Annotated in this window: 26 protein-coding genes and 4 pseudogenes; 20 read left to right on the top strand and 10 right to left on the bottom strand. The window is 63.1% G+C overall.

Annotated features, from left to right (window positions below; translation table 11 throughout):
• Window positions 1–29 precede the first annotated feature (29 nt).
• Entirely contained in the window at window positions 30–305 is a 276-nt protein-coding gene (locus H2O14_RS04895; protein WP_182826745.1) for a type II toxin-antitoxin system ParD family antitoxin, read from the top strand.
• 84 nt (window positions 306–389) lie between these two features.
• Window positions 390–593 carry a type II toxin-antitoxin system RelE/ParE family toxin gene (locus H2O14_RS04890; protein WP_182826744.1) on the top strand — a complete coding sequence of 68 codons (204 nt, stop codon included), beginning with the start codon at window positions 390–392 and terminating at the stop codon, window positions 591–593.
• 53 nt (window positions 594–646) lie between these two features.
• On the opposite strand, the gene H2O14_RS04885 is transcribed toward H2O14_RS04890, so the two are convergent.
• Window positions 647–805 carry a hypothetical protein gene (locus H2O14_RS04885; protein ID WP_170976340.1) on the bottom strand — a complete coding sequence of 53 codons (159 nt, stop codon included), beginning with the start codon at window positions 803–805 and terminating at the stop codon, window positions 647–649.
• Between the two features lie 322 nt (window positions 806–1,127).
• On the opposite strand from H2O14_RS04885, the gene cysS reads away from it, so the two are divergent.
• From cysS to cimA, 7 genes are all read left to right on the top strand, one after another.
• Entirely contained in the window at window positions 1,128–2,564 is a 1,437-nt protein-coding gene (gene cysS, locus H2O14_RS04880; protein WP_182826743.1) for a cysteine--tRNA ligase, read from the top strand.
• Between the two features lie 60 nt (window positions 2,565–2,624).
• Entirely contained in the window at window positions 2,625–2,867 is a 243-nt protein-coding gene (locus H2O14_RS04875; RefSeq protein WP_182826742.1) for an antitoxin, read from the top strand.
• Window positions 2,868–2,881: 14 nt separating this feature from the next.
• Window positions 2,882–3,283, top strand: a complete 402-nt coding sequence (locus H2O14_RS04870; protein WP_246697292.1) for a type II toxin-antitoxin system VapC family toxin — start codon at window positions 2,882–2,884, stop codon at window positions 3,281–3,283.
• The gene (locus tag H2O14_RS04865; protein ID WP_182826740.1) at window positions 3,280–3,744 is read left to right on the top strand and encodes a GFA family protein; all 465 of its coding nucleotides are present in this window, start codon (window positions 3,280–3,282) and stop codon (window positions 3,742–3,744) included. Before H2O14_RS04870 ends, H2O14_RS04865 begins: the two co-directional genes overlap by 4 nt.
• A 118-nt stretch (window positions 3,745–3,862) precedes the next feature.
• Window positions 3,863–4,375: a GFA family protein gene (locus H2O14_RS04860; protein WP_182826739.1), complete on the top strand. Its 513-nt coding sequence runs from the start codon at window positions 3,863–3,865 to the stop codon at window positions 4,373–4,375.
• 229 nt (window positions 4,376–4,604) lie between these two features.
• Window positions 4,605–5,555 (top strand): prolyl aminopeptidase, encoded by a 951-nt coding sequence (gene pip / locus H2O14_RS04855; protein ID WP_182826738.1) that lies wholly within the window; start codon window positions 4,605–4,607, stop codon window positions 5,553–5,555.
• Window positions 5,556–5,768: 213 nt separating this feature from the next.
• Entirely contained in the window at window positions 5,769–7,385 is a 1,617-nt protein-coding gene (cimA, locus tag H2O14_RS04850; RefSeq protein ID WP_182826737.1) for a citramalate synthase, read from the top strand.
• Between the two features lie 227 nt (window positions 7,386–7,612).
• Here the strand turns inward: cimA and H2O14_RS04845 are convergent, their stop codons facing one another.
• The 3 genes and pseudogenes from H2O14_RS04845 to H2O14_RS04835 all read right to left on the bottom strand — a co-directional run bounded on the left by H2O14_RS04845 (window position 7,613) and on the right by H2O14_RS04835 (window position 10,350).
• On the bottom strand, window positions 7,613–8,011 hold the full coding sequence (locus H2O14_RS04845) for a hypothetical protein (protein ID WP_182826736.1): 399 nt from the start codon (window positions 8,009–8,011) through the stop codon (window positions 7,613–7,615).
• A 105-nt stretch (window positions 8,012–8,116) separates the two neighbouring features.
• Window positions 8,117–9,150, bottom strand: a pseudogene (locus H2O14_RS04840) (aldo/keto reductase).
• A gap of 27 nt (window positions 9,151–9,177) precedes the next feature.
• Window positions 9,178–10,350 (bottom strand): MFS transporter, encoded by a 1,173-nt coding sequence (locus tag H2O14_RS04835; RefSeq protein ID WP_182826735.1) that lies wholly within the window; start codon window positions 10,348–10,350, stop codon window positions 9,178–9,180.
• A 100-nt stretch (window positions 10,351–10,450) separates the two neighbouring features.
• On the opposite strand from H2O14_RS04835, the gene H2O14_RS04830 reads away from it, so the two are divergent.
• The gene (locus H2O14_RS04830; RefSeq protein ID WP_182826734.1) at window positions 10,451–11,356 is read left to right on the top strand and encodes a LysR family transcriptional regulator; all 906 of its coding nucleotides are present in this window, start codon (window positions 10,451–10,453) and stop codon (window positions 11,354–11,356) included.
• An 87-nt stretch (window positions 11,357–11,443) separates the two neighbouring features.
• On the opposite strand, the gene H2O14_RS04825 is transcribed toward H2O14_RS04830, so the two are convergent.
• The 4 genes and pseudogenes from H2O14_RS04825 to H2O14_RS04810 form a co-directional block, all read right to left on the bottom strand.
• A complete protein-coding gene (locus tag H2O14_RS04825) occupies window positions 11,444–12,019 on the bottom strand; it encodes a DUF2076 domain-containing protein (RefSeq protein WP_182826733.1) in 576 nt (191 codons plus the stop codon).
• A 39-nt stretch (window positions 12,020–12,058) separates the two neighbouring features.
• Window positions 12,059–12,775 carry a Bax inhibitor-1/YccA family protein gene (locus H2O14_RS04820; RefSeq protein WP_182826732.1) on the bottom strand — a complete coding sequence of 239 codons (717 nt, stop codon included), beginning with the start codon at window positions 12,773–12,775 and terminating at the stop codon, window positions 12,059–12,061.
• Window positions 12,776–12,798: 23 nt separating this feature from the next.
• The gene (locus tag H2O14_RS04815; protein ID WP_182826731.1) at window positions 12,799–13,566 is read right to left on the bottom strand and encodes an anti-sigma factor family protein; all 768 of its coding nucleotides are present in this window, start codon (window positions 13,564–13,566) and stop codon (window positions 12,799–12,801) included.
• Window positions 13,559–14,093 (bottom strand): annotated as a pseudogene (locus H2O14_RS04810) (sigma-70 family RNA polymerase sigma factor). The gene H2O14_RS04815 and the pseudogene H2O14_RS04810 overlap by 8 nt, the downstream one beginning before the upstream one ends.
• 118 nt (window positions 14,094–14,211) lie before the next feature.
• Here H2O14_RS04810 and H2O14_RS04805 point away from each other — a divergent pair.
• Window positions 14,212–14,532, top strand: a complete 321-nt coding sequence (locus H2O14_RS04805) for a YnfA family protein (protein WP_182826730.1) — start codon at window positions 14,212–14,214, stop codon at window positions 14,530–14,532.
• Window positions 14,533–14,638: 106 nt separating this feature from the next.
• Entirely contained in the window at window positions 14,639–15,559 is a 921-nt protein-coding gene (gene rarD / locus H2O14_RS04800; protein ID WP_182826729.1) for an EamA family transporter RarD, read from the top strand.
• A gap of 21 nt (window positions 15,560–15,580) precedes the next feature.
• Here rarD and H2O14_RS04795 read toward each other — a convergent pair whose 3' ends face one another.
• Window positions 15,581–16,381, bottom strand: a complete 801-nt coding sequence (locus H2O14_RS04795; protein WP_182826728.1) for an endonuclease/exonuclease/phosphatase family protein — start codon at window positions 16,379–16,381, stop codon at window positions 15,581–15,583.
• 68 nt (window positions 16,382–16,449) lie between these two features.
• Window positions 16,450–17,064: a TIGR00730 family Rossman fold protein gene (locus tag H2O14_RS04790; protein WP_182826727.1), complete on the bottom strand. Its 615-nt coding sequence runs from the start codon at window positions 17,062–17,064 to the stop codon at window positions 16,450–16,452.
• A gap of 161 nt (window positions 17,065–17,225) precedes the next feature.
• Here H2O14_RS04790 and H2O14_RS04785 point away from each other — a divergent pair, with 161 nt between their 5' ends.
• From H2O14_RS04785 to H2O14_RS04750, 8 genes and pseudogenes are all read left to right on the top strand, one after another.
• Window positions 17,226–19,142: a LysM peptidoglycan-binding domain-containing protein gene (locus H2O14_RS04785; protein WP_182826726.1), complete on the top strand. Its 1,917-nt coding sequence runs from the start codon at window positions 17,226–17,228 to the stop codon at window positions 19,140–19,142.
• Window positions 19,143–19,250: 108 nt separating this feature from the next.
• Window positions 19,251–21,140: an ABCB family ABC transporter ATP-binding protein/permease gene (locus H2O14_RS04780; protein ID WP_182829269.1), complete on the top strand. Its 1,890-nt coding sequence runs from the start codon at window positions 19,251–19,253 to the stop codon at window positions 21,138–21,140.
• A 56-nt stretch (window positions 21,141–21,196) separates the two neighbouring features.
• Window positions 21,197–21,460, top strand: a complete 264-nt coding sequence (locus H2O14_RS04775) for a type II toxin-antitoxin system ParD family antitoxin (RefSeq protein WP_210275410.1) — start codon at window positions 21,197–21,199, stop codon at window positions 21,458–21,460.
• A complete protein-coding gene (locus tag H2O14_RS04770) occupies window positions 21,457–21,777 on the top strand; it encodes a type II toxin-antitoxin system RelE/ParE family toxin (protein ID WP_182826725.1) in 321 nt (106 codons plus the stop codon). The genes H2O14_RS04775 and H2O14_RS04770 overlap by 4 nt, the downstream gene beginning before the upstream one ends.
• A complete protein-coding gene (gene radA, locus H2O14_RS04765; RefSeq protein WP_182826724.1) occupies window positions 21,777–23,180 on the top strand; it encodes a DNA repair protein RadA in 1,404 nt (467 codons plus the stop codon). The genes H2O14_RS04770 and radA overlap by 1 nt, the downstream gene beginning before the upstream one ends.
• Before the next feature lie 85 nt (window positions 23,181–23,265).
• A pseudogene (locus H2O14_RS04760) lies at window positions 23,266–23,882 on the top strand (CvpA family protein).
• A gap of 225 nt (window positions 23,883–24,107) precedes the next feature.
• Window positions 24,108–25,595: pseudogene (gene purF / locus H2O14_RS04755) on the top strand (amidophosphoribosyltransferase); the annotation flags it as partial.
• A gap of 65 nt (window positions 25,596–25,660) precedes the next feature.
• Complete coding sequence (locus H2O14_RS04750; protein ID WP_182826723.1) at window positions 25,661–26,398, top strand: SDR family NAD(P)-dependent oxidoreductase; 738 nt, start codon at window positions 25,661–25,663, stop codon at window positions 26,396–26,398.
• The last annotated feature ends 7 nt before the right edge of the window (window positions 26,399–26,405 follow it).

Below are 26,405 nucleotides of genomic sequence, written 5' to 3'. Positions count from 1 at the left end.
CCTTCGGGCCCGAGTGGTAGATTGAGCCCATGAACGAACACGCGCGCACCACCATTACGCTTTCACTGACGCCCGAGGATGTCGAGCGGCTGGATCTGGCCGTGCGCGAAGGCGGCTATGCGTCGCGGGAAGAAGTTGTGATGGATGTTCTTCGAAATTGGGCCGATCTCGATGCAGGCCGGTTGATCGATGACGAAGATTTGGTGCATCACTACCGGGAAGGGCTTGCCAGCGGCGAACCGGTCTCAGTCGATATTAGAGATCTTGTTTCGCGCATGAAAGCGGCTCGCGATGGGCAGGCGTGAATATCGCCTCTCACCAAAAGCCATTCGCGACCTGGAAAACATCTGGGCTTACATTGCGGCCCATAATGGGGCGGCGGCGGACGGTTGCTCGAAGCGATCCGACTGGCCCTTGTGCGCGCAACGAAGTTCCCGAAAATCGGCGCGCTGCGCCCGTCACTCGATGAGCACGCGCGACTGCTGATCGTGAAGCGCTATCTCATCGTTTATATTCCCGCCGATTACGGGATCTTCGTGGTGACCGTCACTCATGGAGCAAAGCCTCCGGAAATCGATCCGGAGGAGGCGTGAGACTGAGGTCTCATCGCCGCAGGCTCAGTTCGCAGAGAATGCAAGGCGACGTATCAAGCCGCCCGCACATCCTTCTTGGCTGCGTCGGTCTTTTCCTCCTCGCGCGGGCGCTGCATCATCAGCGCGGCAGCGAGCAGGTGACGCGGGCCGACAGGACCATATTTGGTCAGAAGGTCGTTAATATTTTGTTTACCAGTTTCAATGCGTTGCATGGTGTTCCTCATCCCATTTGGGAAATGTTTCGTGTCTTGCTTATGCCGTGTCGATTGGGACAAAAGCATGGCGGTTTTCCTCCCCGCGAACATTTCCCATGCCAAAGTACCATATTTCTTCAAAATGTATGCATCGGAAAAATTGCGCCGACCTTGACCGCATCGCTTGACTGCGCGATATAGCCCCCATGAAAACGATGAACTGCATCATCTGCCGGATCATTATTCGCTAGCGCAAGCGCTGGCCCGGCCGTTTTCGTCTCCTGACACCCCAAGAGCAAAACGCCCCGGCCAGCCGGGCAAACAGTCTATGGGGACACGCATGGCCGACACGCCGGAACTCAGGCTCTACAACACGCTGACGCGCGAAAAGGCGCCGTTTCAGCCCATCGACCCCAGCCATGTGCGGATGTATGTCTGCGGTCCGACCGTCTATGACTTCGCCCATATCGGCAATGCCCGCCCGGTCATCGTCTTCGACGTGCTCTATCGGCTGCTGAAACATCTGGCCGATAAGGGCGTCTGGGATGGCGGCAAGGGCGAGACGAAGGTCACCTATGTCCGCAACATCACCGATGTCGACGACAAGATCAATGCGCGGGCGCTGCGCGATTATCCCGGCATGGAGCTCAACGCCGCCATCCGGCTGGTGACGGAGAAGACCGAAACACAGTTTCATGAGGATGTGAAGGCGCTCGGTTGCCTGCCGCCCGACGTCGAGCCGCGCGCCACCGACAACATCACCCAGATGATCGACATCATCCAGAAGCTTCTCGACCGCGGCCATGCCTATGTCGCCGATGGCGCGGAGGGCCGCGAAGTGCTGTTTTCCACCGGCTCCATGGCCGATTACGGCCAGCTCTCCAAGCGCAAGCTCGAGGACCAGCAGGCCGGCGCGCGTGTAGCGGTCGAAGCCCATAAGCGCAATCCCGCCGATTTCGTGCTGTGGAAGCACTCCGACGCCGATCAGCCCGGCTGGCCGGCCCGCTTCAGCATGGATGGCGCAGGCGTCGACATCTACGGCCGGCCCGGCTGGCATATCGAATGCTCAGCCATGTCCGGCCGCTATCTCGGCGATGTCTTCGACATCCATGGCGGCGGCCTCGATCTCATCTTCCCGCATCATGAAAACGAGATCGCCCAGTCGCGCTGCGCGCATGGCACGCACGCCATGGCCAATGTCTGGATGCATAACGGCTTCCTTCAGGTCGAGGGCAAGAAGATGTCCAAGTCCGAGGGTAACTTCTTCACCATCAACGAGCTGATGACGACGGAGAATTTCGGCGGCCGAAAATGGCCGGGCGAGGTGCTGCGTCTGGCTATGCTGATGACGCATTATCGCGAACCGATCGATTTCAGCGTCAAGCGCCTGGAAGAGGCGGAGCGTCTGCTGGCAAAGTGGCCCATGGGCGGCGAGCCGGTCGGACCTGTCAATGCTTCGGTCTTGTCGGCGCTGGCGGACGACATGAACACGGTCGCTGCAGTTCAAGCGCTTCATGCCCTGGCGTCGAGCAATTCTCCGGAATTCGCCGCGAGCGCAGAACTTCTGGGCGTCCTGCCCAAGAAGGTTGCGATCGACCAGCATCTGGCCGACGGCGTCGAGGCTATCGTCCAGATGCGTCTTGAGCTCCTGAAAGCCAAGAATTTTGCCGAAGCCGACAAGATCCGCGACGACCTGCTCGTCAAGGGCATCCAGTTGAAGGACGGCAAGGATCCGGCGACCGGCGAGCGCGTCACGACATGGGAGATCAAGCGGTAGCAATTGGAGTTTTCAGCGGTCTGGCCTATGCTTGCCGCAAGGCCATCGGAGGCGCCGAGCATGAACGACATCCGGCATGTGAAAATCGTCCTGAAGGACGGCCATCGGGCCGTGGAAATCCCCGAGGAATTCGATTTCCCTGGGGATGAGGTGACCATGCGCAAAGAGGGGGACCGGATCATTCTCGAGCCGAAGCGCGAGGATCGCGATTTATTTGAATGGCTTCGATCGCTTGAGCCGCTCGACGAAGAGTTTCCAGATGTTGATGAAGGGCTCTTGCCGGTGGAAGACGTCGATCTATGACAGACTTTCGCTTCATGCTGGACACAAACATCGTTTCGGACATGCTCCGCAATCCGCAAGGACATGCAGTGCAACGAGGCGAGGCCGAGGGAAAAAGCGCGCTCTGTCTGAGCGTGATAACCGCCTGCGAACTCAAATACGGGATCTATAAGAGAGCGTCGCAGGCGCTGAGATCGCGCATCTCAGTATTCCTCGAGGACATTTCTATTCTCGCTCTCGAGCCCGAGGTTGATGAGACCTATGCCCTTTTGCGGCTCGATCTAGAACGTCGTGGCAAGCCAATCGGCCCAAACGATCTCCTCATCGCCGCCCACGCCAGATCGCTCGACCTCACCCTCGTCACCGACAATATCCGCGAATTCTCCCGCCTCGACGGGCTGAAACTCGAAAACTGGATCGAAAGGCCCGCCGCATGAGCGCTAACGAAATCCTCTCCGGCGGCTGCCAGTGCGGCGCGGTGCGTTTTCGCGCCAGCCATCTCGGCCGTCCCTCGATCTGCCATTGCCGCATGTGCCAGAAGGCGTTCGGCGGCTTTTTCGGGCCGTTGGTGACCGCCGATCACGCCCATCTCGAATGGACGCGCGGCCAGCCGTCGCTCTACCGGTCATCCAAGAAAGTCCGGCGCGGCTTCTGCAGCAAATGCGGTACGCCCTTGACCTATCATCATGGCGACGGGATTGAACTCGCCATCGGCGCTTTCGATCATCCCGAAAAGCTCGAGCCGCAGATCCAGGTCAATCACAATAAACGGCTGCCCTGGATCGATCACCTGTTCGAGCAACCGGTGCTCGACGATCCCGAGGTCGATGCGATGTTTGCGGCGATCGAAAGCTGGCAGCATCCCGATCACGACACCGACAAATGGCCCGAGGATTGATCATGGCCGGCAATCCCAACACCCAGATGCCGAAATGGTTGATCTACGCGCTGATCGGCAAGGCCGTGGCGCTGGTGGTGATCGTGGCCGTGGTCCTCTATTTCGTGGGAGCCTTCGCATGAACGATGTTTACACCGGCGGCTGCCAATGCGGCGCCATCCGCTTCCGGCTCGAAGGCCCCTACCAGGACGCCTCGATCTGTCATTGCCGCATGTGTCAGAAGGCGTTCGGCAATTACTTCGCGCCGCTCGTGTCTGTCGGCGAGGCGGCGCTCACCTGGACGCGCGGCAAGCCCAAATATTTCCGATCTTCCAACTATGTCCGCCGCGGCTTCTGCGAAGAATGCGGCACGCCGCTCTGCTATGAAGCCCCCGACGGCGTCGGCCTGGCCGTCGGCGCCTTCGACGAGCCCGGCCGCATAGCTCCCACCGTGCAATTCGGCGTCGAGGGTAAGGTCGACTATGTCGATCATCTCCATGAACTGCCGGAGCGGGTGACCGAGGACGACCTCGCCGCCGCGCCCTTCCTTGCGCATATCGTCAACTATCAGCACCCCGACCACGACACGCACGAATGGTCGCCGCGCACAGAGCCTGCCGATCACTGGCGGCCGACGGAGGAGGGGGTGTGAGAAAACCTTCGTTCTGTGGCCACCCCCTCTGTCCTGCCGGACATCTCCCCTCAAGGGGGAGATTGGCTGGGCGCGCCGTCTCCGCCCATCTTAAGCGTCGAGGTGAACTAGAGCAGCGTGAATTGTCTTGCGTCGGCCGTCGCCACGGATCGATCTCCCCCTTGAGGGGAGATGTCCGGCAGGACAGAGGGGGTAACCGCACCCCCAAATCATATCTGGAGCCTACTGCATGACCTTCCGCACCCTCTACCCCGAAATCACCCCCTTCGACAGCGGCACTCTCGACACCGGCGACGGCCATTCCATCTATTGGGAGCGGGTGGGAACCAAGGGCGCAAAACCCGCCGTCTTCCTGCATGGCGGGCCCGGCGGCGCCTTCTCGCCCAGCCATCGGCGGCTGTTCGATCCGGCGCTCTATGACGTGATCCTGTTCGACCAGCGCGGCTGCGGCAAATCCACGCCTCATGCCAGCCTGGACAACAACACGACCTGGCATCTCGTATCCGACATCGAGAAGCTGCGCGAGATGATCGGCGCGGAAAAGTGGCTGGTGTTCGGCGGCTCCTGGGGCTCGACTTTGGCGCTGGCTTACGCCGAGACGCATCCGACACGCGTCTCCGAGCTCGTGGTGCGCGGCATCTACACGCTCACCAAAGCCGAGCTCGACTGGTATTATCAGTTCGGCGTCTCGGAAATGTTTCCCGACAAATGGGAGACGTTCCTCGCGCCTATCCCCGAGGACGAACGTCACGAGATGATGGCCGCCTATCGCAAGAGGCTGGTGGGCGATGACAAACAGGCGCAGATCGAGGCGGCGCGGGCCTGGAGCCAGTGGGAAGGCCAGACGATCACGCTTCTGCCCGAGCCCGAAACCAGCGCCAAATTCGGCGAGGACGAGTTCGCGCTGGCTTTCGCCCGCATCGAAAACCATTACTTTGTCCATGCTGGCTGGATGGACGAAGGGCAGTTGCTGCGCGATGCGCATAAGCTTCAAGACATCGACGGCGTCATCGTCCACGGTCGCTATGACATGCCTTGCCCGGCCAAATATGCCTGGGCGCTGCATAAAGCCTGGCCGCGGGCGGAATTCCACTTGATCGAAGGGGCGGGACACGCTTATTCCGAGCCCGGCATTCTCGACCAGCTGATCCGGGCGACGGACCGGTTTGCGGGGAAGTAACGACAGCGCTGCGACGGGCATTTCCCCCTCTGCCCTGCCGGGCATCTCCCCCACAAGGGGGAGAAGAGCAGGCGTCAGGCGACCGCCTGTGCGGGGATGGCAGAGAGTGGGCGAGGCTGAGCCTCCTGTCTCTCCCCCTCGTGGGGGAGATGCCCGGCAGGGCAGAGGGGGTGACGAGTATGTAAGCGCCAGACGACTGGCGGAAGGACGACTATGACCAGGGAACGCATCTATCTCTTCGACACCACGTTGCGCGACGGCCAGCAGACGCCGGGCGTGGATTTTTCCGTCGAGGACAAGATCGCAATCGCCACGATGCTCGATAATTTCGGCTTCGATTATGTCGAGGGCGGCTATCCCGGCGCCAATCCCACCGACACCAAATTCTTCGAGAAGAAGCGCACGGCGCGGTCGAAATTCGTCGCTTTCGGCATGACCAAGCGCGCCGGAATCTCCGTCTCGAACGATCCCGGCATGTCCCTGCTTCTGCAGGCGAAATCCGATGCGGTCTGTCTCGTGGCCAAGAGCTGGGACTATCACGTCAAGGTCGCGCTCGGCTGTTCCAATGAGGACAATCTCGACTGCATCGCCCAGTCCGTCGAGGCCGTCATCGGCGCCGGCAAGGAAGCGATGATCGATTGCGAGCATTTCTTCGACGGTTACAAGGCCAATCCTGACTATGCTCTCGCCTGCGCCAAGACCGCCTATGAGGCCGGCGCGCGCTGGGTGGTGCTGTGCGACACCAATGGCGGCACGCAGCCGTCGGAAATCCGCGAGATCGTCGCGGCCGTCATCGCCTCGGGCGTGCCGGGCGACTGTCTTGGCATTCACGCCCACAACGACACCGGCCAGGCGGTCGCCAATTCGCTGGCGGCGGTCGAGGCCGGCGTCCGCCAGGTGCAGGGCACGCTCAACGGCATCGGCGAGCGCTGCGGCAACGCCAATCTCGTCACCATCCTGCCCACCCTCGTGCTGAAGCCGGCTTACGCCGATCGCTTCGACACCGGCGTCGACGCCGAGAAGCTGCAGGGGCTCACCAGCCTCAGCCACGCCTTCGACGAGATGCTCAACCGCTCGCCCGATCACCAGGCCCCCTATGTCGGCGCCTCCGCCTTCGCCACCAAGGCCGGCATTCACGCCTCGGCGCTGCTCAAGGATCCGCGCACCTATGAACATGTGCCGCCGGAAAGCGTCGGCAATCTGCGCAAGGTCATGGTGTCGGATCAGGGCGGCAAGTCCAACTTCCTCAACGCCCTGAAGCGTCGCGGCATCGTGGTGTCCAAGGACGATCCGCGGCTGGACCAGCTAATATCAGAGGTCAAGGAGCGCGAGGCCTCGGGCTATGCCTATGAAGGCGCCGACGCCAGTTTCGAGCTGCTTGCCCGCCGCATTCTCGGCTCGGTGCCGGATTTCTTCAAGGTCGAGAGTTTCCGCGTCATGGTCGAGCGCCGCTTCGACGCCAACGGCCAGCTCAAGACTGTGTCGGAAGCCGTTGTCAAGCTGATCATCGACGGGCACGAGACCATGTCGGTGGCCGAAGGCCATGGTCCGGTTAACGCGCTCGATGTGGCGCTGCGAAAGGATCTCGGCAAATACCAGTCCGAAATCGCCGATCTCGAACTGGTGGATTACAAGGTCCGCATCCTCAATGGCGGCACCGAAGCCATCACCCGCGTGCTGATCGAATCCGCCGATGGCGCGGGCGCGCGCTGGTGGACCGTCGGCGTCTCCGACAACATCATCGACGCCTCCTTCCAGGCGCTGATGGATTCGATCGTCTACAAGCTGATGAAGAACCGCGAGCAGGCTGGGCAGGCGGCGGCGGAGTGAAGCGGTGATCGATCGCGACGAGGCGGGCTTTTATCGCATCCCCGGAACGCCCACCTTATGGGTCTCCGCGCCGCCCGCGCTGGAGTTTCGCCTGCCGGCGGAGTTTTATCGCCGCCGTCAGAACAGGCTTCACCTGGTTCTCTCCGTGGGTGTGATCGCCATGCTGGGGGCGTGGTCTGGTGGTGGACCACAACGGCGAGCGGAGCCCGCGAGGGTCTGGCGCCTGACTATTCGTCTGTGTTGCTAAGCACCCCTTCTTGATCTTGATACTCGGCCTTTTCGCATTTTCCTTCTTGCACATCATCAACCGGATTGTGGCGGACCAATATGTCCAGCTGTTCGAAGGCGGCGCAAAGCTCTCGCTCAACGAGGACCATGTCACCGATAATCGCGTTAGCCGCGCGCCGATCGCCTGGCGCGACGTCGCGTCTGCGTCGATCGAGGCAGGAAAAGGAGGGACGCTCGTTTCGCTGGGGTTGAAGCCGGGCGCGAACATCCGCTTCAGATGGTTCAGGCCCGATCACTGGATTTTCAATCGCATCCTCAGGCCCTTCGGCGGCAAGACCGTCGAGATTGCGACGGACGATTTCGGGGTGGATGAGGTTGCGTTGGCGCGCTTTATACAAGCAGTCTCTCACGAGAAAAGAGACGTCAAAGCTGCATGAAAAACCGCAGCGCAATGACACGCTGCGGGATGCTGTTTTTCGTGGTGGAAACGCTGTTCTTGAATCTCACACCATCGGCGGATTCAACCGCGCAAATCCCTCCTGCCGCATATACGGGAAATGCGGGTAGGGCGGGGTCACCGTGCTCGCCTTATCGAGACGGGCGATTTGCTCCTGCGTCAGCGACCAGCCCACGGCGCCGAGATTCTGCCGCAGCTGTTCCCATTGCGGGCGCCGATGATCACGGAGGATACGGTCGGGCGCGTGGTGAGCCAGTTGAGCGCGATCTGCGGCACGGTCTTGCCGGTCTCGGCTGCGATGGCGTCGAGCGCGTCCATGATCGTGTAGAGCTTCTCGTCATCTACGGGCGGGCCGAATTCGGCGGTGGCGTGCAGGCGGCTGGATTCGGGGATGGGCGCGCCGCGGCGGATCTTGCCGGTCAAGCGGCCCCAGCCGAGCGGGCTCCAGATTATCGCGCCGAGCCCCTGGTCTGCGCTAAGCGGCATCAGGTCCCATTCGTAGTCGCGGCCGACCAGCGAATAATAGACCTGGTTGGCGACATAGCGCGGCCAGCCGTGCTTGTCGGCGGCGGCGAGGGATTTCATGATCTGCCAGCCTGAAAAGTTGGACACGCCGATATAGCGAACCTTGCCGGCGCGGATCAGCATATCCAGCGTCGACAGCACCTCCTCGACAGGGGTGAAGGCGTCGAAGGCGTGCAATTGCAGAAGATCGATATAGTCGGTCCCGAGCCGGCCCAGCGCATCCTCGACCGCTCTGATCAACCGGCTGCGCGAGGTTCCCGCTTCATTGGGGCCTTCGCCCATGGGCAGGCCCGTCTTGGTCGAGATCAGCACATCGGCGCGACGGCCCTTGACGGCTTCGCCCAGCACCTGTTCGGAGGCGCCGCCGGAATATACATCGGCCGTGTCGAACAGATTGACGCCCGCCTCCAGGCAGATGTCCACCAGCCTGCGCGCCTCGACCGCGTCGCTTGTGCCCCAGGCGCCGAAAAGCGGGCCGCTGCCGCCGAACGTGCCTGCGCCGAAGCTGAGAAGGGGAACCTTGAGGCCCGATGAGCCAAGTCTGCGATAGTCCATGATCTTGCTCCTTGCTTTGTGAAGGGTTCAGCCGCGTGCGGCAGCTGGAATTTGGCGGTTATCCAACGACAGCCCCCAGGCCAGCGCGCCCAATGCGAGCAACGGAAAGCTTGCGGCCGCCAGAGGCAGATAGGGAAGGCCCGCGCCATCGGCGATCACCAGTCCGCCGAGCCAGGCGCCCAGCGCATTGCCGAGATTGAAGGCGGCGATGTTGAAGCTGGAGGCGAGGCTCTGGCCGGCGCCTTCGGCCTTTTGCAGCACCCAGATCTGCAGGGGCGCGACGGTCGCAAAGCCCGCGGCGCCGAGCAGGAAGATGAAGATTACGGCGGCGATCTTGTTTTCCAACGCAAACGTCATCAGGCCCAGCGCCAGCACCAGGGCTATGAGAGTGGCATAGAGCGCAAGGCGCAGGTTCCGGTCGGCTAGCTTGCCGCCAGCGAGGTTGCCCACCACCAGGCCCGCGCCGAACACCAGCAGAATGGGCGAGATCGCGGCTTCGGAAAAGCCTGTCACGTCTTTCAGCGCCGGAGCGATATAGGTGAACAGCGCGAAGACGCCGGCATAGCCGAGAACGGTCGTCAGAAGCCCGATCAGCACGGCGGGCCGCATCAGCGCGCGCAGATCCGTCCTCCAGTCGCTCGCCTCCGGCGCCTCATTTTCACGGGGCACCAGGAGGGCGATCACGGCCAATGCCGCGACGCCCACGGCGGCGACGGCGAAGAAGGTCGAGCGCCAGCCGAAGGTCTGGCCGAGCCATGTGCCGAAGGGCACGCCGATGATATTGGCCACCGTCAGCCCGGTGAACATGATGGCGATGGCCGAAGCCTGCTTGTCGGCGGCCACGAGCTTGGTGGCCACCACCGAGCCGACGCCGAAAAATGCGCCATGCGCGAGCGCCGTGAACAGCCGGGCCGTCATCAGCGCCTCGTAGCTGGGCGCCAGCGCACAGGCGAGATTGCCGAGCGTGAAGATGGCCATCAGGCCGAGAAGCACCGATTTGCGCGGCCAGCGCGCGGTGACCGCCGTCAGGATGGGCGCGCCGAAGACGACGCCGAGCGCATAACCCGAGATCAGCAGGCCGGCGGCGGCGATGGAGACGCCGAGATCCTTGCCGACATCGATCAGCAATCCCATGATGACGAATTCGGTTACGCCGATGCCGAAGGCGCCGACGGTGAGAGCATAGAGTGCGAGAGGCATGTTGATTGTCCCGATTGACTGTGTCGAGACGAGAGATAGACGCAGGCCCGCTTGTGAACTAGAATGCTCCAGGGAATAGTATTTGTGAATTGAGATCACAATGAGTCGCATCGACGTCAATCGCTCCGGGGACATGGAAGCCTTCGCCACCGTGGTGAACACCGGCAGCCTCTCGGCTGCGGCGCGCGCGCTGGACATGACGCCGTCCGCCATCAGCAAATTGCTCGGACGGCTCGAGACGCGGCTCGGCGCGCGGCTGGTCAATCGCACCACCCGCAGGCTGACGCTCACCGCCGAGGGCGAGGCCTTTTACGAGCGCGCGCGCCGCATTCTGGCGGAGATCGACGAGGCCGAGCGTCTGGCCGGCGGGCAGGACAGGCCGACCGGCCGCGTGCGGATCAATACCTCCGCCTCCTATGCGACGCATGTGCTCCAACCGGCCCTCGGCGGTTTTCTCGATCTCTATCCGGGCGTCGATATCGAGCTCATTCAGACCGATGCGGTGGTGGATCTGGTGTCGGAACGCGCCGATGTGGCCATCCGCGCCGGGCCGCTGCAGAATTCCAGCCTGATGGCGCGCAAGCTCGGCGACACGAGGCTGATCTTCGTGGCCTCGCCCGCCTATATCGACCGGCGCGGCATGCCGCAGAGGGCGGAGGATTTCGCCAGGCACGACCGGTTGGATTTCACCTATCGGCGCGCCATGAACGAATGGCGGATGCGGGAGGGAGAACGGATCGCCGCCGTCGACCCGAGGATCCGGCTGAAGGCCAGCGACGGCGAGGCTTTGCGGCTGATGGCGATCCGAGGGCTCGGCATTGCGCGGCTTGCCGCGTTCACCTGCGCCGGCGATCTGGCGGAGGGGAGGCTCGTCGAGGTGGCGCCGGAGCGCATGGTCGTCGAGGGAGAGACGTTTCACGCCATCTATCTCGGCCATAGCGGACCAATGCCCTCCCGTGTGCGCGTCGTGCTCGATTACCTCGCAGATCGCGGTCGTGTTTCGTAGAGACGAAGCCGTGACACGAAAAAGCCCGGCCGCTTTCGCGGGCCGGGCCAAGTCGCCGAAGTCTTGGGGACACCTTCGGCGGGCGTCTCAGAAGAAGCTGTCGTCGCCGCCGTCGTCGCCGCCGCCGTCATCCTGGCTGCTGCTGTCGTTCTCTGCGGCTTGAGCCTCGTCGCCGCCCAGCATGCCGGCGATGGCGTTGCCGAGCAGCATGCCGCCGGCCACGCCCATCGCGGTCTGCGCCGCGCCGGCGAGGAAGCCGCCGCCGGCCGGACGGCCATGGGCGGATTGCTGGCCCCAGGGACCGGCCTGTGCGCCGGACTGAGGCTGCTGGCCATAGGCCTGGCCCATCATGGGCGAGGGCTGGCGCGGCGGCATGGAACGCTGCGGCTGGCTGGAGCCGAACAGCGAGGAGAAAAAGCCGCCGCCCTGCGCGGGCCGCGAAGCGAGCTGATATTCGAGCTCCTCGATGCGCTGTTGGGCCGCTTCCAGCGCCTGCTCCTGCACCACGATGGTCTGCGCCATGAAATAGGGCGCGCCGGGCTGGCTGGACATCCGCTCGCGGATGAAGGCGTCGGCCTGGGCGTCGCGCTGCGGCGCCTGGCGTTCGACCTCGGCGAGTTTGCCGAACAGGCCCTCGATGGCGTAACGGTCATTCTGGTCCATGATGTCATGCACTCCTTTGCATCACGTGCGGTCGGCGCCTTATTCGCGCTCGCCGGTGAAGTTGAGCAGAAGCTGGAAGATGTTGACGAAATTCAGGTAGAGCGACAGCGCGCCGAACACCGCCAGCTTCTGCTGGGATTCCTGGTCGAAATTCTCGGCATACTGTTCCTTGATGTTCTGCGTGTCCCAGGCGGTGAGGCCGACGAACACCACGATGCCGATCACCGAGATCGCGAACTGCAGGGCGCTCGAGCCGAGGAAGATGTTGACGATCGAAGCGATCACCACGCCGATCAGGCCCATCATCAGGAAGGAGCCGAAATTGGCGAGGTTACGCTTGGTCGTGTAACCGTAAAGGCTGGTCGCGCCGAACATGGTGGCGGCGATGAAGAAGGTCTGCGCGATCGAAGCGCCCGTGAACACCAGGAAGATCGAGGCCAGCGACAGGCCCATCACCGCGGAGAAGGCCCAGAACATCGCCTGCGCCGTTCCCGCCGACATCGACTGGATGCGGAAGGAGAAGAACAGCACGAAGCCGAGCGGGGCCAGCATCACCACCCATTTCAGCGGCGTCTGGAAGATCGGCACATAGAGCGCCGGCGTGGTGCCGACGACATAGGCCACGATGCCGGTGATCACCAGGCCCAGGCCCATGTAGTTGTAGACGCGCAGCATGTGCTGGCGCAGGCCTTCGTCGAACAGGGCGCCGGATTGGGCCTGGCTCGCATAGCCATATCTGTCGTTCATAGGGTTCATCATCGGGTCTCCTCGTTTGATGATCAGTAGAGAGTTTCCGCCAGCTTGCGGGCGGTCGCGTCGAGCGAGCCCGCCTCGGACCGGTCTGCGACGAGCGCATAAGCGACGTCGCCGATCTGCCAGTAGGCGGCGCGCGCCTCGGCCGTATGCGTTTCCTGCACCGGCTCGACGGCGAAGTTTCCTGGGCGCTCGGCGAAAAGCGACAGCAGTCGTCCTTTCTCGGTGGCGAGCGCCACTTCCACGCTCGGCCCATTGGCCGAAGGGAAAATCTGCGCGTCCACCACCCGCCAGCCCTTGGGCAGGTCGGGCAGGGTGATCGCGGTGGCCGCGCGCAGCGCCGCGGCGTCGAATTTCCGGCTCGGCGTCTGCCAGGCCGCGGTCTGGCGCAACTGCGCCGTCTCATGCGCGGCGATCGCCTCGGACACGTAAGCCGGCGCCTGCGTCGAGGCGGCCACCTTGGTGGCGCCCAAAGGGCCGATCTGTTCGTGCGCGAACCAGCCGGCGCCGATGAACAGCGTCACCACCGCCGCCCGCTGAAAGAAGGCGTAGACGCGACGCCGGGCGAGGGAGCCTTCGAGGCGCCGCGCGGCTTCCCGTGTTCCAGGGCGCGGAGCGCTGTCGGCGCCGGCGAGCGCGAGGCGCAATTCGTCCTTCACCCGGAGATCGGCCATGACCTGCGCGGCCACGACGGGATTTTCCGACAGATAGGCTTCGACCTGGATACGCCTGGAGACGTCGAGCTGGTCGTCGACATAGGCGTTGAGATCGGCGTCAACGATCGGGTCAGTCATCTGCGCCTCCTATCAGTCTCAGACGCGGCTTGCGGTCACCCTCGGCCCCGTCTTCGAGATTTCTCAATCGGGCCCGCGCGCGCGAGATCCGCGACATCAGCGTGCCCATGGGAATGTTCAGCACGTCGGCGGCTTCCTGGTAGGAGAGCTCCTCGATCGCCACGAGATGCAGCGCCTCGCGCTGGTCTTCCGGCAGGTCCTGGAACGCCGCCTGGATCTGCGCGAGCCTGACCGACAGTTCCTGCGACGCCGGCGCCGACTGCTCGGCCATTTCGGCCGCGCTGTCATGCTTGCGCTCGACGCTGCGCTTGCGGCGCAGCCGGTCGATATGCGTGTTGTGCAGGATCGACATCAGCCAGTTGCGGATATTGCCGTCGGTGCGGAACGTGGCCTGTTTCTCATAGGCGCGCAGCAGCGTCCTGCACGAGATCCTCGGCCTCGTCGCCATTGCGCGACAGGGAGCGCGCGTAACGCCGAAGCGCCGCGAGCTGATCCACAACATTGAAGCCGTGCTTCTTTCCCATCATGCCCAGTATACGCCGGCCATATTCATCCTATTCCATGCGCCTTGCGATTTTTTTTGAGGATTCTGTTCGAGGCGCATTCGGTCTTTCGCCATGCCGCTGCCCATGGCACTCTCAGACGATGATCTATTTTGTCTATATAGCCGCCGCCTTCGCCGAAATCGCCGGCTGCTTTTCCTTCTGGGCCTGGCTCAAGCTCGGCCGCTCCTCTCTCTGGCTGGCGCCGGGAATGCTCTCGCTGGCGCTGTTCGCCTGGCTCCTGACGCTTGTCCCGTCTGAGGCGGCGGGTCGGGCCTATGCCGCCTATGGGGGCGTCTATGTCGCCGCCTCGCTCGTCTGGCTGTGGGTGGTGGAGGCGCAGCGGCCGGATCGCTGGGATGTCATGGGCGCTATGGTCTGCCTCGCGGGCGCCGCCATCATTCTCCTGCCGTCTCGCGGCTGAAGCGCCGTCGAGGCTTTCATAAAGCTGATCCTATCATCAACTTTATGAATTGGTCGCCGCGGGCGCCTTCGGTTAGCTGCATGTGACGCATCGGGAAAACGCCACCATGAGCACTGACAACAAGGCCGCCCAGGGCGGCGACACGCTCGCCGGATTCGGCTATGCGCTGTCGGCCTATCTCCTCTGGGGCTTCCTGCCTCTCTATATGAAGGCGGTGTCGCATATTCCGCCGCTCGAAGTGGTGGCGCATCGCGTGCTCTGGTCGCTGCCGGTGGCGGGGCTCGTGCTTCTGCTGCGCGGACGCACCGAAGATCTCAAGGTCGCGCTGCGCACGCCGCGCATGCTCGGCATGGCCTGCGTCACCGCCTGCTTCATCACCGTCAACTGGTTGATTTACGTCTGGTCGATCGGGGCGGGCAGGGCGCTCGAATCGGCGCTCGGCTATTACATCAATCCGCTGATCAGCGTGGCGCTGGGCGCGATCCTGCTCAAGGAGCGGATGAACAAGACCCAATATGTGGCGATCGGCCTCGCGGTCATCGCCGTCGGCATTCTCACCCACGAAGCCGGCGGCCTGCCCTGGGTGTCGCTCAGTCTGGCGATCACCTGGGGTTTCTACGCCTATTGCCGCAAGACGCTGCCGGTCGGGCCGAACCAGGGCTTCTTTCTCGAAGTGCTGATCCTGTCGCTTCCGGCCATCGGCTATCTCGTCTACGCGTCGAGCGAGGGGACCGGCCATTTCGGCCCGACGGGAACCGCGGACATGGTGTTGCTGGTGGCCTCGGGCCTGGTCACCGCCGTGCCGCTGATGCTCTACGCCAACGGCGCCAAGCTGCTGAGGCTCTCCACCATCGGCATCATGCAGTATATCGCGCCCACGATGATCTTCCTGACGGCCGTCTTCGTGTTCAAGGAACATTTCTCGACCGAAAAGCTGGTGGCCTTCTGCTTCATCTGGTCGGCGCTGGTAGTTTATTCCTGGCCGATGCTGCGTGGAATGATGAAGAAGAATTCGGCGCCGGGCTGAACATCTCGACCTCAACGCGGGTCAGATCTTCACGATCAGAGGGCAGTGGTCAGACACTTCCGGATGTCGAACGACATCGAAGTCGAGCACCTTTTCGGGCTGGTCGACGAGCAAATAATCGGCGAAGCGGCCGGGCTTCTGATAGAGCGACGTCCGGGTTCCCTGAGACGCATGCCGCGTCACGAGCTCGGTGAAGCCTTGCTCGCGCATGAGGGCGAGCGTTTCGCTGTCGGGCTCGACGTTGAAGTCGCCGCACAGTACCCGGATGTCGTCCGCATCCGAGACCTGATCCGAGAGCGCGAGAAACCGTTGGGCCTGCGCGAGCCTTTCCGGCGTATCCATCTTCCCGCGTAGGTCGCGCAGGCCGTGCATATGGGCGATGCTGACGGTCCGGTCTAGCGCGGCGTCGTACAGCCTCACGGCGTGCGCGTTGCGTGGGCGCGGGTGGTCGCCATAGCCATGTGGCGAGAAATCCCCATGCACGAAACCCTGAGCCTGTCCGATCACGGTGAAGGATGTGCGGACGAAGGTCGCCAAACCCCAGAACGATGCGACTTCCCTTGCGTCATCCCAGAGCGCGCCGCGCGCCGCAGGGCAGAAATACGCCGCGTGACGAGGCAGCGCGCGGCAGACCTCGTCGAAAAAATTGGCGCGTTGGTCGAGAACGTGATCGCCGTCGCGATAGACCAGCCAGTCGCGTTCGGCGCCCGGCGTCCGGATCACTTCCTGCAGACAGAGGACATCGGGATCGGCTTCGCCGAGAAAGGCGACGAATTTGTCGTGCAACACGCCGCCCCAGGCGTTCAGGCTCATGATCTTCATGCAAGACGCCTTTCCGCAAGTCTGCCCCCGAGCCGCCTCGACGGGTTTCGGGGCCGATGCGGCCGGCGTCACATCCGCGACAGCAGGGCCGGATCGCCTTCCGCATGTGTCTTGGCCGCATCGACGATCGACGGGATGATGTCCTCGATCCGGTCTATGACCAGCGGCTTGACCAGATGCGAGGTATGGATGAAACCCTGGCCCGACATATGGTTCAACAACTCCAGCATCGGATCCCAGAATTGGTTGATATTGGCGAAGACCATCGGCTTGCGATGGCGGCCGAGCTGGCCCCAGGTCATGATCTCGACGATCTCTTCCAGCGTGCCGATGCCGCCCGGCAGCGTCACGAAGGCGTCGGCTTCCTCGAACATGCGGTGCTTGCGCTGGTGCATGTCCTCGGTCACCACGAGTTCGGTCAGCGAGCCCAGAGAATGGCGGGACGCCTCCTTGTCCATCAGGAATTCCGGAATGATGCCGATCACCTTGCCGCCATGCGACAGCACGCCTGAGGCGACTGCGCCCATGATGCCGCGCGTGCCGCCGCCATAGACGAGACGCATGCCATGCTCGGCGATGGATTTGCCCAGCGCGCGGCCGGCTTCCATGTAGGAGGGGTCGCGGCCGGGCTGCGAGCCACAATAAACACAAATGGATCGAATCGGAACATTTTCTGCTATCATGGCCTCGGAAAAGACTATGCGGGACCCCTCCCGTCAAGAAAAATGAAGGAAAAGCGCTCCGCCGGGGCCAAGCCTTCCGCCGAACCGCTTGAGAATACTGAGGGAACCGGCTAGCAATTTTCAAGGCTGCGAAAATGCTCGCGCCGTCTGGAGAAAGAGTGATGAAAAGAAGCCGCGCCATTCTGGTCGCACTGATTGTTCTGGTGGTCGCCAGCCTTCTGATGTTCCTCGTCGTCTTGCCGAATTCCTCGGCCAAGAAAGACGCCGAACAACTTGCGGAGACCGCCAAGAGCGCGGCTGAACAGGTGGTCGCTTCGGCGAAGACGAGCATGAACGACATATCGGGCGGCGCGACCACGGAGCCGCCCGCAACCGAAGCCGCCAAGACCGAGGCTCCGGCGGAGCCGGCCAAGACCGCGCCGCAAAACCCCGATACGCCGTCTTTCGACGTGTTGCGCGTCGAGCCGGACGGGTCGACCGTGATCGCCGGCCGCGCCGCTCCGAATGCAGACGTCGCCGTGTCCGACGGCGAGAAGGTCATCTCCACCGTCAAGGCCGGCGCGACAGGCGATTTCGCCGTCGTGCTCGACGACCCTTTGCCCGCCGGCGACCATCAACTCGTGCTGCAGGCCAAGGGGACCAATGGCAAGGCCGTGACCTCCCAGGAAGTCGCAACCATCTCCGTGCCGAAGGACAACAAGGGCGAGTTGCTCGCAATGGTCTCCAAACCGGGCGAAGCCTCCCGCATCATGACCATGCCCGAAGCCGCACCCGCGGAAGCGAAGGTCGATGCGCCCGCCGCGACGGAGACCAAGCCGGCGCAACAGACACAGACCGCCGCCGCCGAAACTCCGTCCGCCGTGATCGTGCAGAAGAACGCCACGGCGTCCGCTTCGGCCGCGCTCGATCCCGAAGTGCAGGTCTCTGCCGTCGAGATCGAGGGCGACAAGCTGTTCGTGGCCGGCAAGGCTCCGAAAAGCCGCTCGGTCCGCGTTTACGCCGACGACAAGCTTGTGGCGGAGGTGAAGGTCAACGAGAAGGGCCGCTTCGTCGCCGACAACACCATGCCGCTGTCGGTCGGCGATCACACGATCCGCGCCGATGTGCTGAGCGCCGACGGCGCCCGCGTCGAATTCCGCGCTTCCGTGCCGTTCTTCCGTCCGGAAGGCGCGCAGATGGCGGCGGTGGCCGGCGAATCCGGCGGCGCTGCGACCAGCCCGATGCAGCCGCTCGCCTTCGGCGCCTATGACAAGGCGCGCGAAGAGGCCGGCAAGGCGATCGACCTTCTCAAGGGCCAGTTCGCCAATGGCCGGACGCCCAGCGCCGAGGAACTGGCCGCCGCTCGCTCCGCCACCGAAATCGCGCTCAAGTCGCTTGCGGACATCAAGACGCCAGACAATGTCGACCCGGTCGCCCAGGAAATGGCCGCCAAGACCGCAGGCGAGGCGGCGAAGGCGCTCGCGCTCCTGAAGGCGCTGCCGCAGAACGCGACGGATGTGCAGGCCGCGCTCGACAAGATCGACGACGCCGTGACCTCGGCCACCGGCCCGGCGATCGAAACGGCGGCGGCCCAACCGGCGAAGGCCGTCGAGCAGAAGACTCCGCCCGCCGTCGAAGCGGCGTCCGCCGATCCCAAGCAGGCGATCGCGACGACCGAAAAGCCCGCGCCTGCGGCCGAGCAGGACGGTGAGCCCACAGCGAACGCCGCCGAAGCCGCAGCCAAAACGGCGCAAGCGCCCGCCGCGACGGAGACGAAGCCGGCCTCCATCGAGACGGCCGCACAGCCGGCAGTGACGCCGGAGACCAAGACGGCGGCCGCCGAGGCGGAGCCCAAGGTCATCCAGCAGGCGCCGCTGCAGCACAGCGAGTCGTCGGTGATCATCCGCCGCGGCGATACGCTGTGGCAGATCTCGCGCCGCGTCTATGGCCAGGGCGTGCGCTACACGACGATCTATCTCGCCAACGAGGCGCAGATCGAGGACCCCGATCGCATTCTGCCCGGCCAGATTTTCGGCGTGCCGGACAAGCCGCTCGTCAATGCCGAGGAAATCCATCGCAAGCGGCTGGGCCTGCAATAAATTCATCGTCGCGTCGTTGCAGATCTCGCGGCGCGACCCTATGTGACGACTGTGGCGGCGGTCCAATCTCGGGCCGCCGTTCTGTTTCTTTCGGAATACTGGTGGCGCATGGCGGGCAAGACAAAAACTGTATCGGCGGAATCTGGCAAGACGCTGCAGACGATCGTCAATCTCTGGCCCTATATGTGGCCGGCCGATCGCCCCGATCTCAAGATGCGCGTCGTGTGGGCCACCGCGATCCTGCTGGTCGCCAAGGTCGTGCTGATCTCGGTGCCTTACTTCTTCAAATGGTCGACCGATGCGCTGAACGGCAAGATGGATGCGGTCGGCATTCTGCCGCTATTCATGCTGGGCGCGGTGACCCTGGTCGTCGCCTACAACGTCGCCCGTCTGCTACAGCTTGCGCTCAACCAGTTGCGCGACGCGATGTTTGCCAGCGTCGGTCAATACGCCGTGCGCCAGCTCGCCTTCAAGACCTTCGTGCACCTGCATCGCCTGTCGCTGCGCTTTCACCTGGAGCGGCGCACCGGCGGCCTGTCGCGCGTCATCGAGCGCGGCACCAAGGGCATCGAAACGATCGTCCGCTTCACCATCCTCAACACATTCCCGACGCTGATCGAATTCATCCTGACTGCGGCGATCTTCTGGTGGGGCTATGGTTTCTCCTACCTGTTCGTGACTGCCGTCACCGTCTGGCTCTATATCTGGTTTACGGTGCGGGCCAGCGACTGGCGCATGAATATCCGCCGGACGATGAACGACTCCGACACGGAGGCCAACACCAAGGCGATCGACTCGCTTCTCAATTTCGAAACGGTCAAATATTTCGGCAACGAGGACATGGAGGCCAAGCGTTTCGACGTCTCCATGGAGCGCTATGAGAAATCCGCCACCCAGGTCTGGACCTCGCTCGGCTGGTTGAACTTCGGCCAAGGCGTGATCTTCGGCGCGGGAACGCTGGTGATGATGGTGATGTCGGCGATGGCCGTGCAGCGCGGCGAGCAGACGCTCGGCGATTTCGTCTTCATCAACACAATGCTGATGCAGCTGTCGATCCCGCTCAATTTCATCGGCTTCGTCTATCGCGAAATCCGCCAGGGCCTCACCGATATCGAGCAGATGTTCGACCTGCTCGAAGTCGACGCCGAAATCGAGGATGCGCCGGACGCCAAGCCGCTGGCCATCGCGCAGGGCGCAATCTCCTTCAAGGACGTGCATTTTGCCTATGACGCCGCGCGGCCGATTCTCAAGGGCGTGTCTTTCGATGTGCCTGCCGGCAAGACGGTCGCCATCGTCGGTCCGTCGGGCGCCGGCAAGTCGACCATATCGCGTCTGCTCTATCGCTTCTACGACGTGCAGCAGGGCTCCGTGACGATCGACGGTCAGGATGTGCGCGGCGTCACGCAGAAGTCGCTGCGCGCCGCCATCGGCATGGTGCCGCAGGACACGGTGCTTTTCAACGACACGATCGCCTACAACATCCGCTATGGCCGTCCTTCGGCATCCGAAGAAGAAGTGACCCGCGCCGCCGAGATCGCCCAGATCGACCACTTCATCCGCACGCTGCCGGAAGGCTACAAGTCCATGGTGGGCGAGCGTGGATTGAAGCTCTCGGGCGGTGAAAAGCAGCGCGTGGCGATCGCCCGCACAATTCTCAAATCTCCGCCGATCCTGATTCTGGACGAGGCGACTTCGGCGCTCGACACCCGCACCGAACAGGAAATTCAGGCGGCGCTCGACATCGTCTCGAAGAACCGCACCACGCTGGTGATCGCCCACCGCCTGTCGACCGTCGTCAACGCCGATGAGATCATCGTGCTGAAGGACGGCGGCATCGCCGAGCGCGGCCGACACGGCGATCTGCTGGCCGAGAACGGTCTCTACGCCCAGATGTGGAGCCGCCAGCTCGAAGCCACTCAGGTCGAGGAACAGCTGAAGAAGGTTCGGGAAACCGATGATCTCGGCGTGATCGTGCGGGGCAAGCCGGCGGCGGAGTAGTTGCTATTTTGTTCTCGTTTTGCTAAGATCGGCGAGAGTTGGAGAACAGGCGCGCTATGACCGACAGGATTATTTCCGTGACCGTGACGAATGAGGAGCAGGCGTTCATCGATGAGCAGCTTGCTTCTGGCCGCTTTGCTGATGAGGCGGAGGTTCTGCGAGCTGGTTTGGTGCGACTGGAGCATGAAGAAAAGGTTGCGGCGCTCAGGGCGGTGATCGCTGAGGCGGATGCTCAGTTCCATCGGGGCGAGTACGTGACCTTCGACAGTGCAGATGCTGCCGCAGACTTCATTATCGAACAGGCTCAGACGCTGCGGTGAACCGGCCGCTTCGCTTTTCTTTATCGCCTGGGGCGCAACGTGATCTCGCACTTATTTATGCGCACCTGGAGGCGCGAGGAGAAGCCGCCGTCGGCAGAGACTTGATCAAGTCTCTGTTGGTAAAGATCCAGGCGCTGGCGTCATCTGGAAATCATGGAGTTCCCAGGGATTGGATTTCTCCTGGTCTGCGCGCCTTTCCCTATAAAAACCGCTGCATCTATTTTCGAACCGTCGAAGGCCGACTACGCGTTCTGCGAATCCTTCACGGGCGACAGGACGTAAAGAGAGAGATGTTCTCTCCCGCTGCCGAGGACTAATGGCCAAGAATCGCACCAACTTCATCTGCCAGAATTGCGGCGCCGTGCATTCCCGTTGGGTCGGCAAATGCGACGGTTGCGGCGCCTGGAACACGATCGTCGAGGAAGACCCGACGGGCGGCATCGGCGGCGGCCCCGGCAAGGCGCCGAAGAAGGGCCGGCCGGTGACGCTGACCACGCTGTCGGGCGAGATCGAAGAAGCGCCGCGCATCGAAAGCGGCATATCAGAACTCGATCGCGTTACCGGCGGCGGATTCGTGCGCGGCTCGGCCGTGCTGATCGGCGGCGACCCCGGCATCGGCAAGTCGACGCTGCTGATGCAGGCCGCCGCGGCTCTCGCCCGGCGCGGCAATCGCGTCATCTATGTTTCGGGCGAAGAGGCGGTGGCGCAGGTGCGCCTGCGCGCCCAGCGCCTGCATGCGGCGGACGCCGGCGTGCTTCTGGCGGCCGAGACCAATGTCGAGGATATCCTCGCGACGCTGTCGGAGGACAAACGGCCGGACCTGGTGATCATCGATTCCATCCAGACGCTGTGGAGCGATGTCGCCGAAGCCGCGCCCGGCACGGTGACGCAGGTCCGCGTCGGCGCGCAGGCCATGATCCGGTTCGCCAAGCAGACCGGCGCCACCGTTGTGCTGGTCGGGCACGTGACGAAGGACGGCCAGATCGCCGGGCCTCGCGTGGTCGAGCATATGGTCGATGCGGTCATGTATTTCGAAGGCGACCGGGGTCACCACTACCGCATCATGCGCACGGTGAAGAACCGCTTCGGGCCGACCGATGAGATCGGCGTGTTCGAAATGTCCGATCGGGGCCTGCGCGAAGTCGCCAACCCATCCGAACTCTTCCTCGGCGAGCGCAATGAGAAAGCGCCCGGCGCCGCCGTCTTCGCCGGCATCGAGGGCACGCGGCCCGTTCTGGTCGAAGTGCAGGCGCTGGTTGCGCCGACCTCTCTCGGCACTCCGCGCCGCGCCGTGGTCGGCTGGGACTCCTCGCGTCTGGCGATGATTCTCGCCGTGCTCGAAGCGCATTGCCGCGTCCGGCTGGGAAATTACGACGTCTATCTCAATGTCGCGGGTGGGTATCGCATCTCCGAGCCGGCCGCCGATGTGGCGGTGGCGGCGGCGCTGGTGTCCTCGCTCGCAGGGCAGGCGTTGCCGAAGGAATGCGTGTATTTCGGCGAGATCAGCCTGTCTGGAGCCATCCGTCCGGTCAGCCATACCGGCCTCCGCCTTAAAGAAGCCGAGAAATTGGGTTTTCAGGCCGCTGTGTTGCCGTCGGGCTCCGCGGAGATTCCAAAATCTTCCAACGGCTCCTGGAACAGCATCGAAAGCCTGATGGATCTGGTGGTGCGCATTGCGGGCTCGAAACATGTGGGTCCGACCGAGCCGGATGAGGAATGAGGCTTTTGTTTTAAACTGTTGCAATGCTATAGGTGCCGCCGTCTGGCGATGAGCGGTGAACGGACCGCCGTATCGGAGAATATTTATGCCCATTACTGGTTTTGACGGTATCGTTCTCGGCGTCGCGTTGTTTTCCGCCGTGCTCGCCATGGTCCGCGGCTTCTCGCGCGAAGTCCTGTCGGTGGTCAGCTGGGTCGGTTCGGCCTATGCCGCCTACAAGCTCTATCCGCTCGGTCTGCCCTACGCCAAGAATTTCATCGCCGAAGACAAGTTCGCCATCATCGCCTCGGCGGCGGCGATATTCCTCATCGCGCTGATCGTCATTTCCTTCATCACCATGCGCATCGCCGACATGATCATCGACAGCCGTATCGGCGCTCTCGATCGCACGCTCGGCTTCATCTTCGGCGCGGCGCGCGGCATCCTGATCATCGTGGTCGCTGTGCAGTTCTTCAATGAATGGGTCCCGGTCGAGAAGCATCCGGCCTGGATCCGCGACGCCAAGTCAAGCCGGCGCTCGACGGTCTCGGCGAGAGGCTGAAGGAAGCGCTGCCGGAAGACGTCGCGGCCCTGCTGCGCAAGAAGATCGAGGAAAAGATGAACAAGCCGGCCCAGGATGGCGCAGCCCCGGCCGAAGGGGCCACGGAACCCGCGCCGGCCGACGACGCGGGCGGAACTGCGCCCGCCGCGCCGGCGCAATAACACTATTCGTCATCGACCCCAGCCGGTTCGAAGACGCCGGCCGGGCGAGGGCCGGCCGAAGCGGTCGCGCCAAGACTGAGAATGTCTTCATAGATCGAACGCAGAGAAACCTTTGGACATGCGTCGGCGCGATTGAAAAAGATCGTGTCCTCGCACATATACCGGCTTTCTCGCATCCGCGATCGGCGCTAGTGAGACTGGAAAGAGCCAAAGGCTGCAAAACCGATGAACGAGCACGTTTCTGCCATGGATATGGATTTTCTCGACGGTGACACCCTTCACGAAGAGTGCGGGGTGTTCGGCATTTTGGGCCATCCGGATGCGGCGACGCTGACGGCGCTGGGTCTGCATGCGCTTCAGCATCGCGGTCAGGAAGCCGCCGGCATCGTCTCTTTCGACGGCCGCCAGTTCCATACCGAAAAGCATATGGGACTGGTGGGCGACCACTACACCAATCCGGCGACACTCGCGAAACTGCCGGGAACCATCGCCATCGGCCACACCCGTTATTCGACCACGGGTGAAGTGGCGCTGCGCAATGTGCAGCCGCTGTTCGCCGAATTGGAAGAGGGCGGCATCGCCATCGCCCATAACGGCAATTTCACCAACGGCCTGACGATGCGCCGCCAGATCATCGCCACCGGCGCCATCTGTCAGTCGACCTCCGACACCGAAGTCGTGCTGCATCTCATCGCTCGTTCGCGCCACGCCTCCACGACCGATCGCTTCATCGACGCCATCAGGCAGATGGAAGGCGGCTATTCGATGCTGGCGATGACGCGCACCAAACTGATCGCCGCCCGCGACCCCATCGGCATCCGCCCGCTGGTGATGGGCGAGCTCGACGGCAAGCCGATCTTCTGCTCGGAGACCTGCGCGCTCGACATCATCGGCGCGAAATACATCCGCGACGTCAAGAATGGCGAAGTGATCATTTGCGAATTGCAGCCGGATGGTTCGATCTCGATCGACGCCCGCCCGCCGGTGCGCCCGCAGCCCGAACGTCTCTGCATGTTCGAATATGTCTATTTCGCCCGGCCGGATTCGGTCGTCGGCGGCCGCAACGTCTACCAGACCCGCAAGGCGGCCGGCGCCAATCTCGCCGCCGAAGCGCCCTGCGACGGCGACGTCGTGGTTCCGGTGCCGGATGGCGGCACGCCCGCCGCGCTCGGTTACGCCCAGGCGAGCGGCATCCCGTTCGAATACGGCATCATCCGCAATCACTATGTCGGCCGCACCTTCATCGAGCCGACCCAGCAGATCCGCGCTTTCGGCGTCAAGCTCAAGCATTCCGCCAATCGCGCCATGATCGAGGGCAAGCGGGTCATTCTCGTCGACGATTCGATCGTGCGCGGCACGACCTCCCTCAAGATCGTGCAGATGATCCGCGACGCCGGCGCCAAGGAAGTGCATATCCGCGTCGCCAGCCCGATGATCTTCCATCCGGATTTCTACGGCATCGACACGCCGGACGCCGACAAGCTGCTCGCCAATCAATATGCCGATGAAAAGGCGATGGCGAAATATATCGGGGCAGATTCGCTCGCCTTCCTGTCGATCGACGGTCTCTATCGCGCCGTCGGCGGCGAACCGCGCAATGCGGCCAATCCGCAATTTACCGATCACTACTTCACGGGCGATTATCCGACCCGTCTTCTCGACCGCGAGGCCGAGAATTTCGCCACGCGCGCAGCGCGCGCGGGCAGCCAAGGTCTGATCGGGATCTCGAGGGGGACGGGAGAGCCAAGCGCTCTCCCGCAAGCATATTGGGAGAGAGCATGAGTTTCGACTTGAACGGCCGCGTCGCCCTTGTCACCGGCGCCTCGCGTGGCATCGGTTATTTCACGGCGCTCGAATTGGCGAGAAAGGGCGCGCATGTCATCGCCTGCGCCCGCACCGTCGGCGGCCTCGAAGAGCTGGATGACGCGATCAAGGCGGAGGGCGGAAGCGCCACGCTCGTTCCTTTCGACCTCGCCGACATGGCGGCGATCGACGCGCTGGGCGGCGCGATCTTCGAGCGCTGGGGCAAGCTCGACATTCTCGTCGCCAATGCCGGCCTGCTCGGCGTCATCTCGCCGATCGGACATGTCGAAGGCAAAGTGTTCGAAAAGGTCATGACGGTCAACGTTACGGCCACCTGGCGGCTGATCCGCTCGGTTGATCCCCTGATGCAGAAATCCGATCAGGGCCGGGCCTTGATCCTGTCCTCGAGCCTCGCGCACAAATGCAAACCGTTCTGGGCGCCCTATTCGGCGTCCAAGGCGGCGGTCGAGGCTTTGGCGCGCACATGGGCCGCCGAAAGCGAGCGCTTGCCACTGAAGGTCAACTCCGTCGATCCCGGCGGCACGCGCACCGCCATGCGCGCCCAGGCCTATCCGGGCGAAGATCCCACGACGCTTCCGCATCCCAGCGAGGTGGCCAAGGTCATTGCGGAACTCACCGGACCAGACGTCACGGAAACCGGAAAACTCTATCTCGTGCGGGAAAAACGGTTCGCCGATTATAAATTGCCATAATTTTTTC

Source organism: Rhizobium sp. G21 (genome assembly GCF_014158035.1).
Taxonomy (GTDB): domain Bacteria; phylum Pseudomonadota; class Alphaproteobacteria; order Rhizobiales; family Rhizobiaceae; genus Rhizobium_E.
Note: the sequence above shows the minus strand (reverse complement) of the source record. Positions and strands in the feature narration are given on the sequence as shown.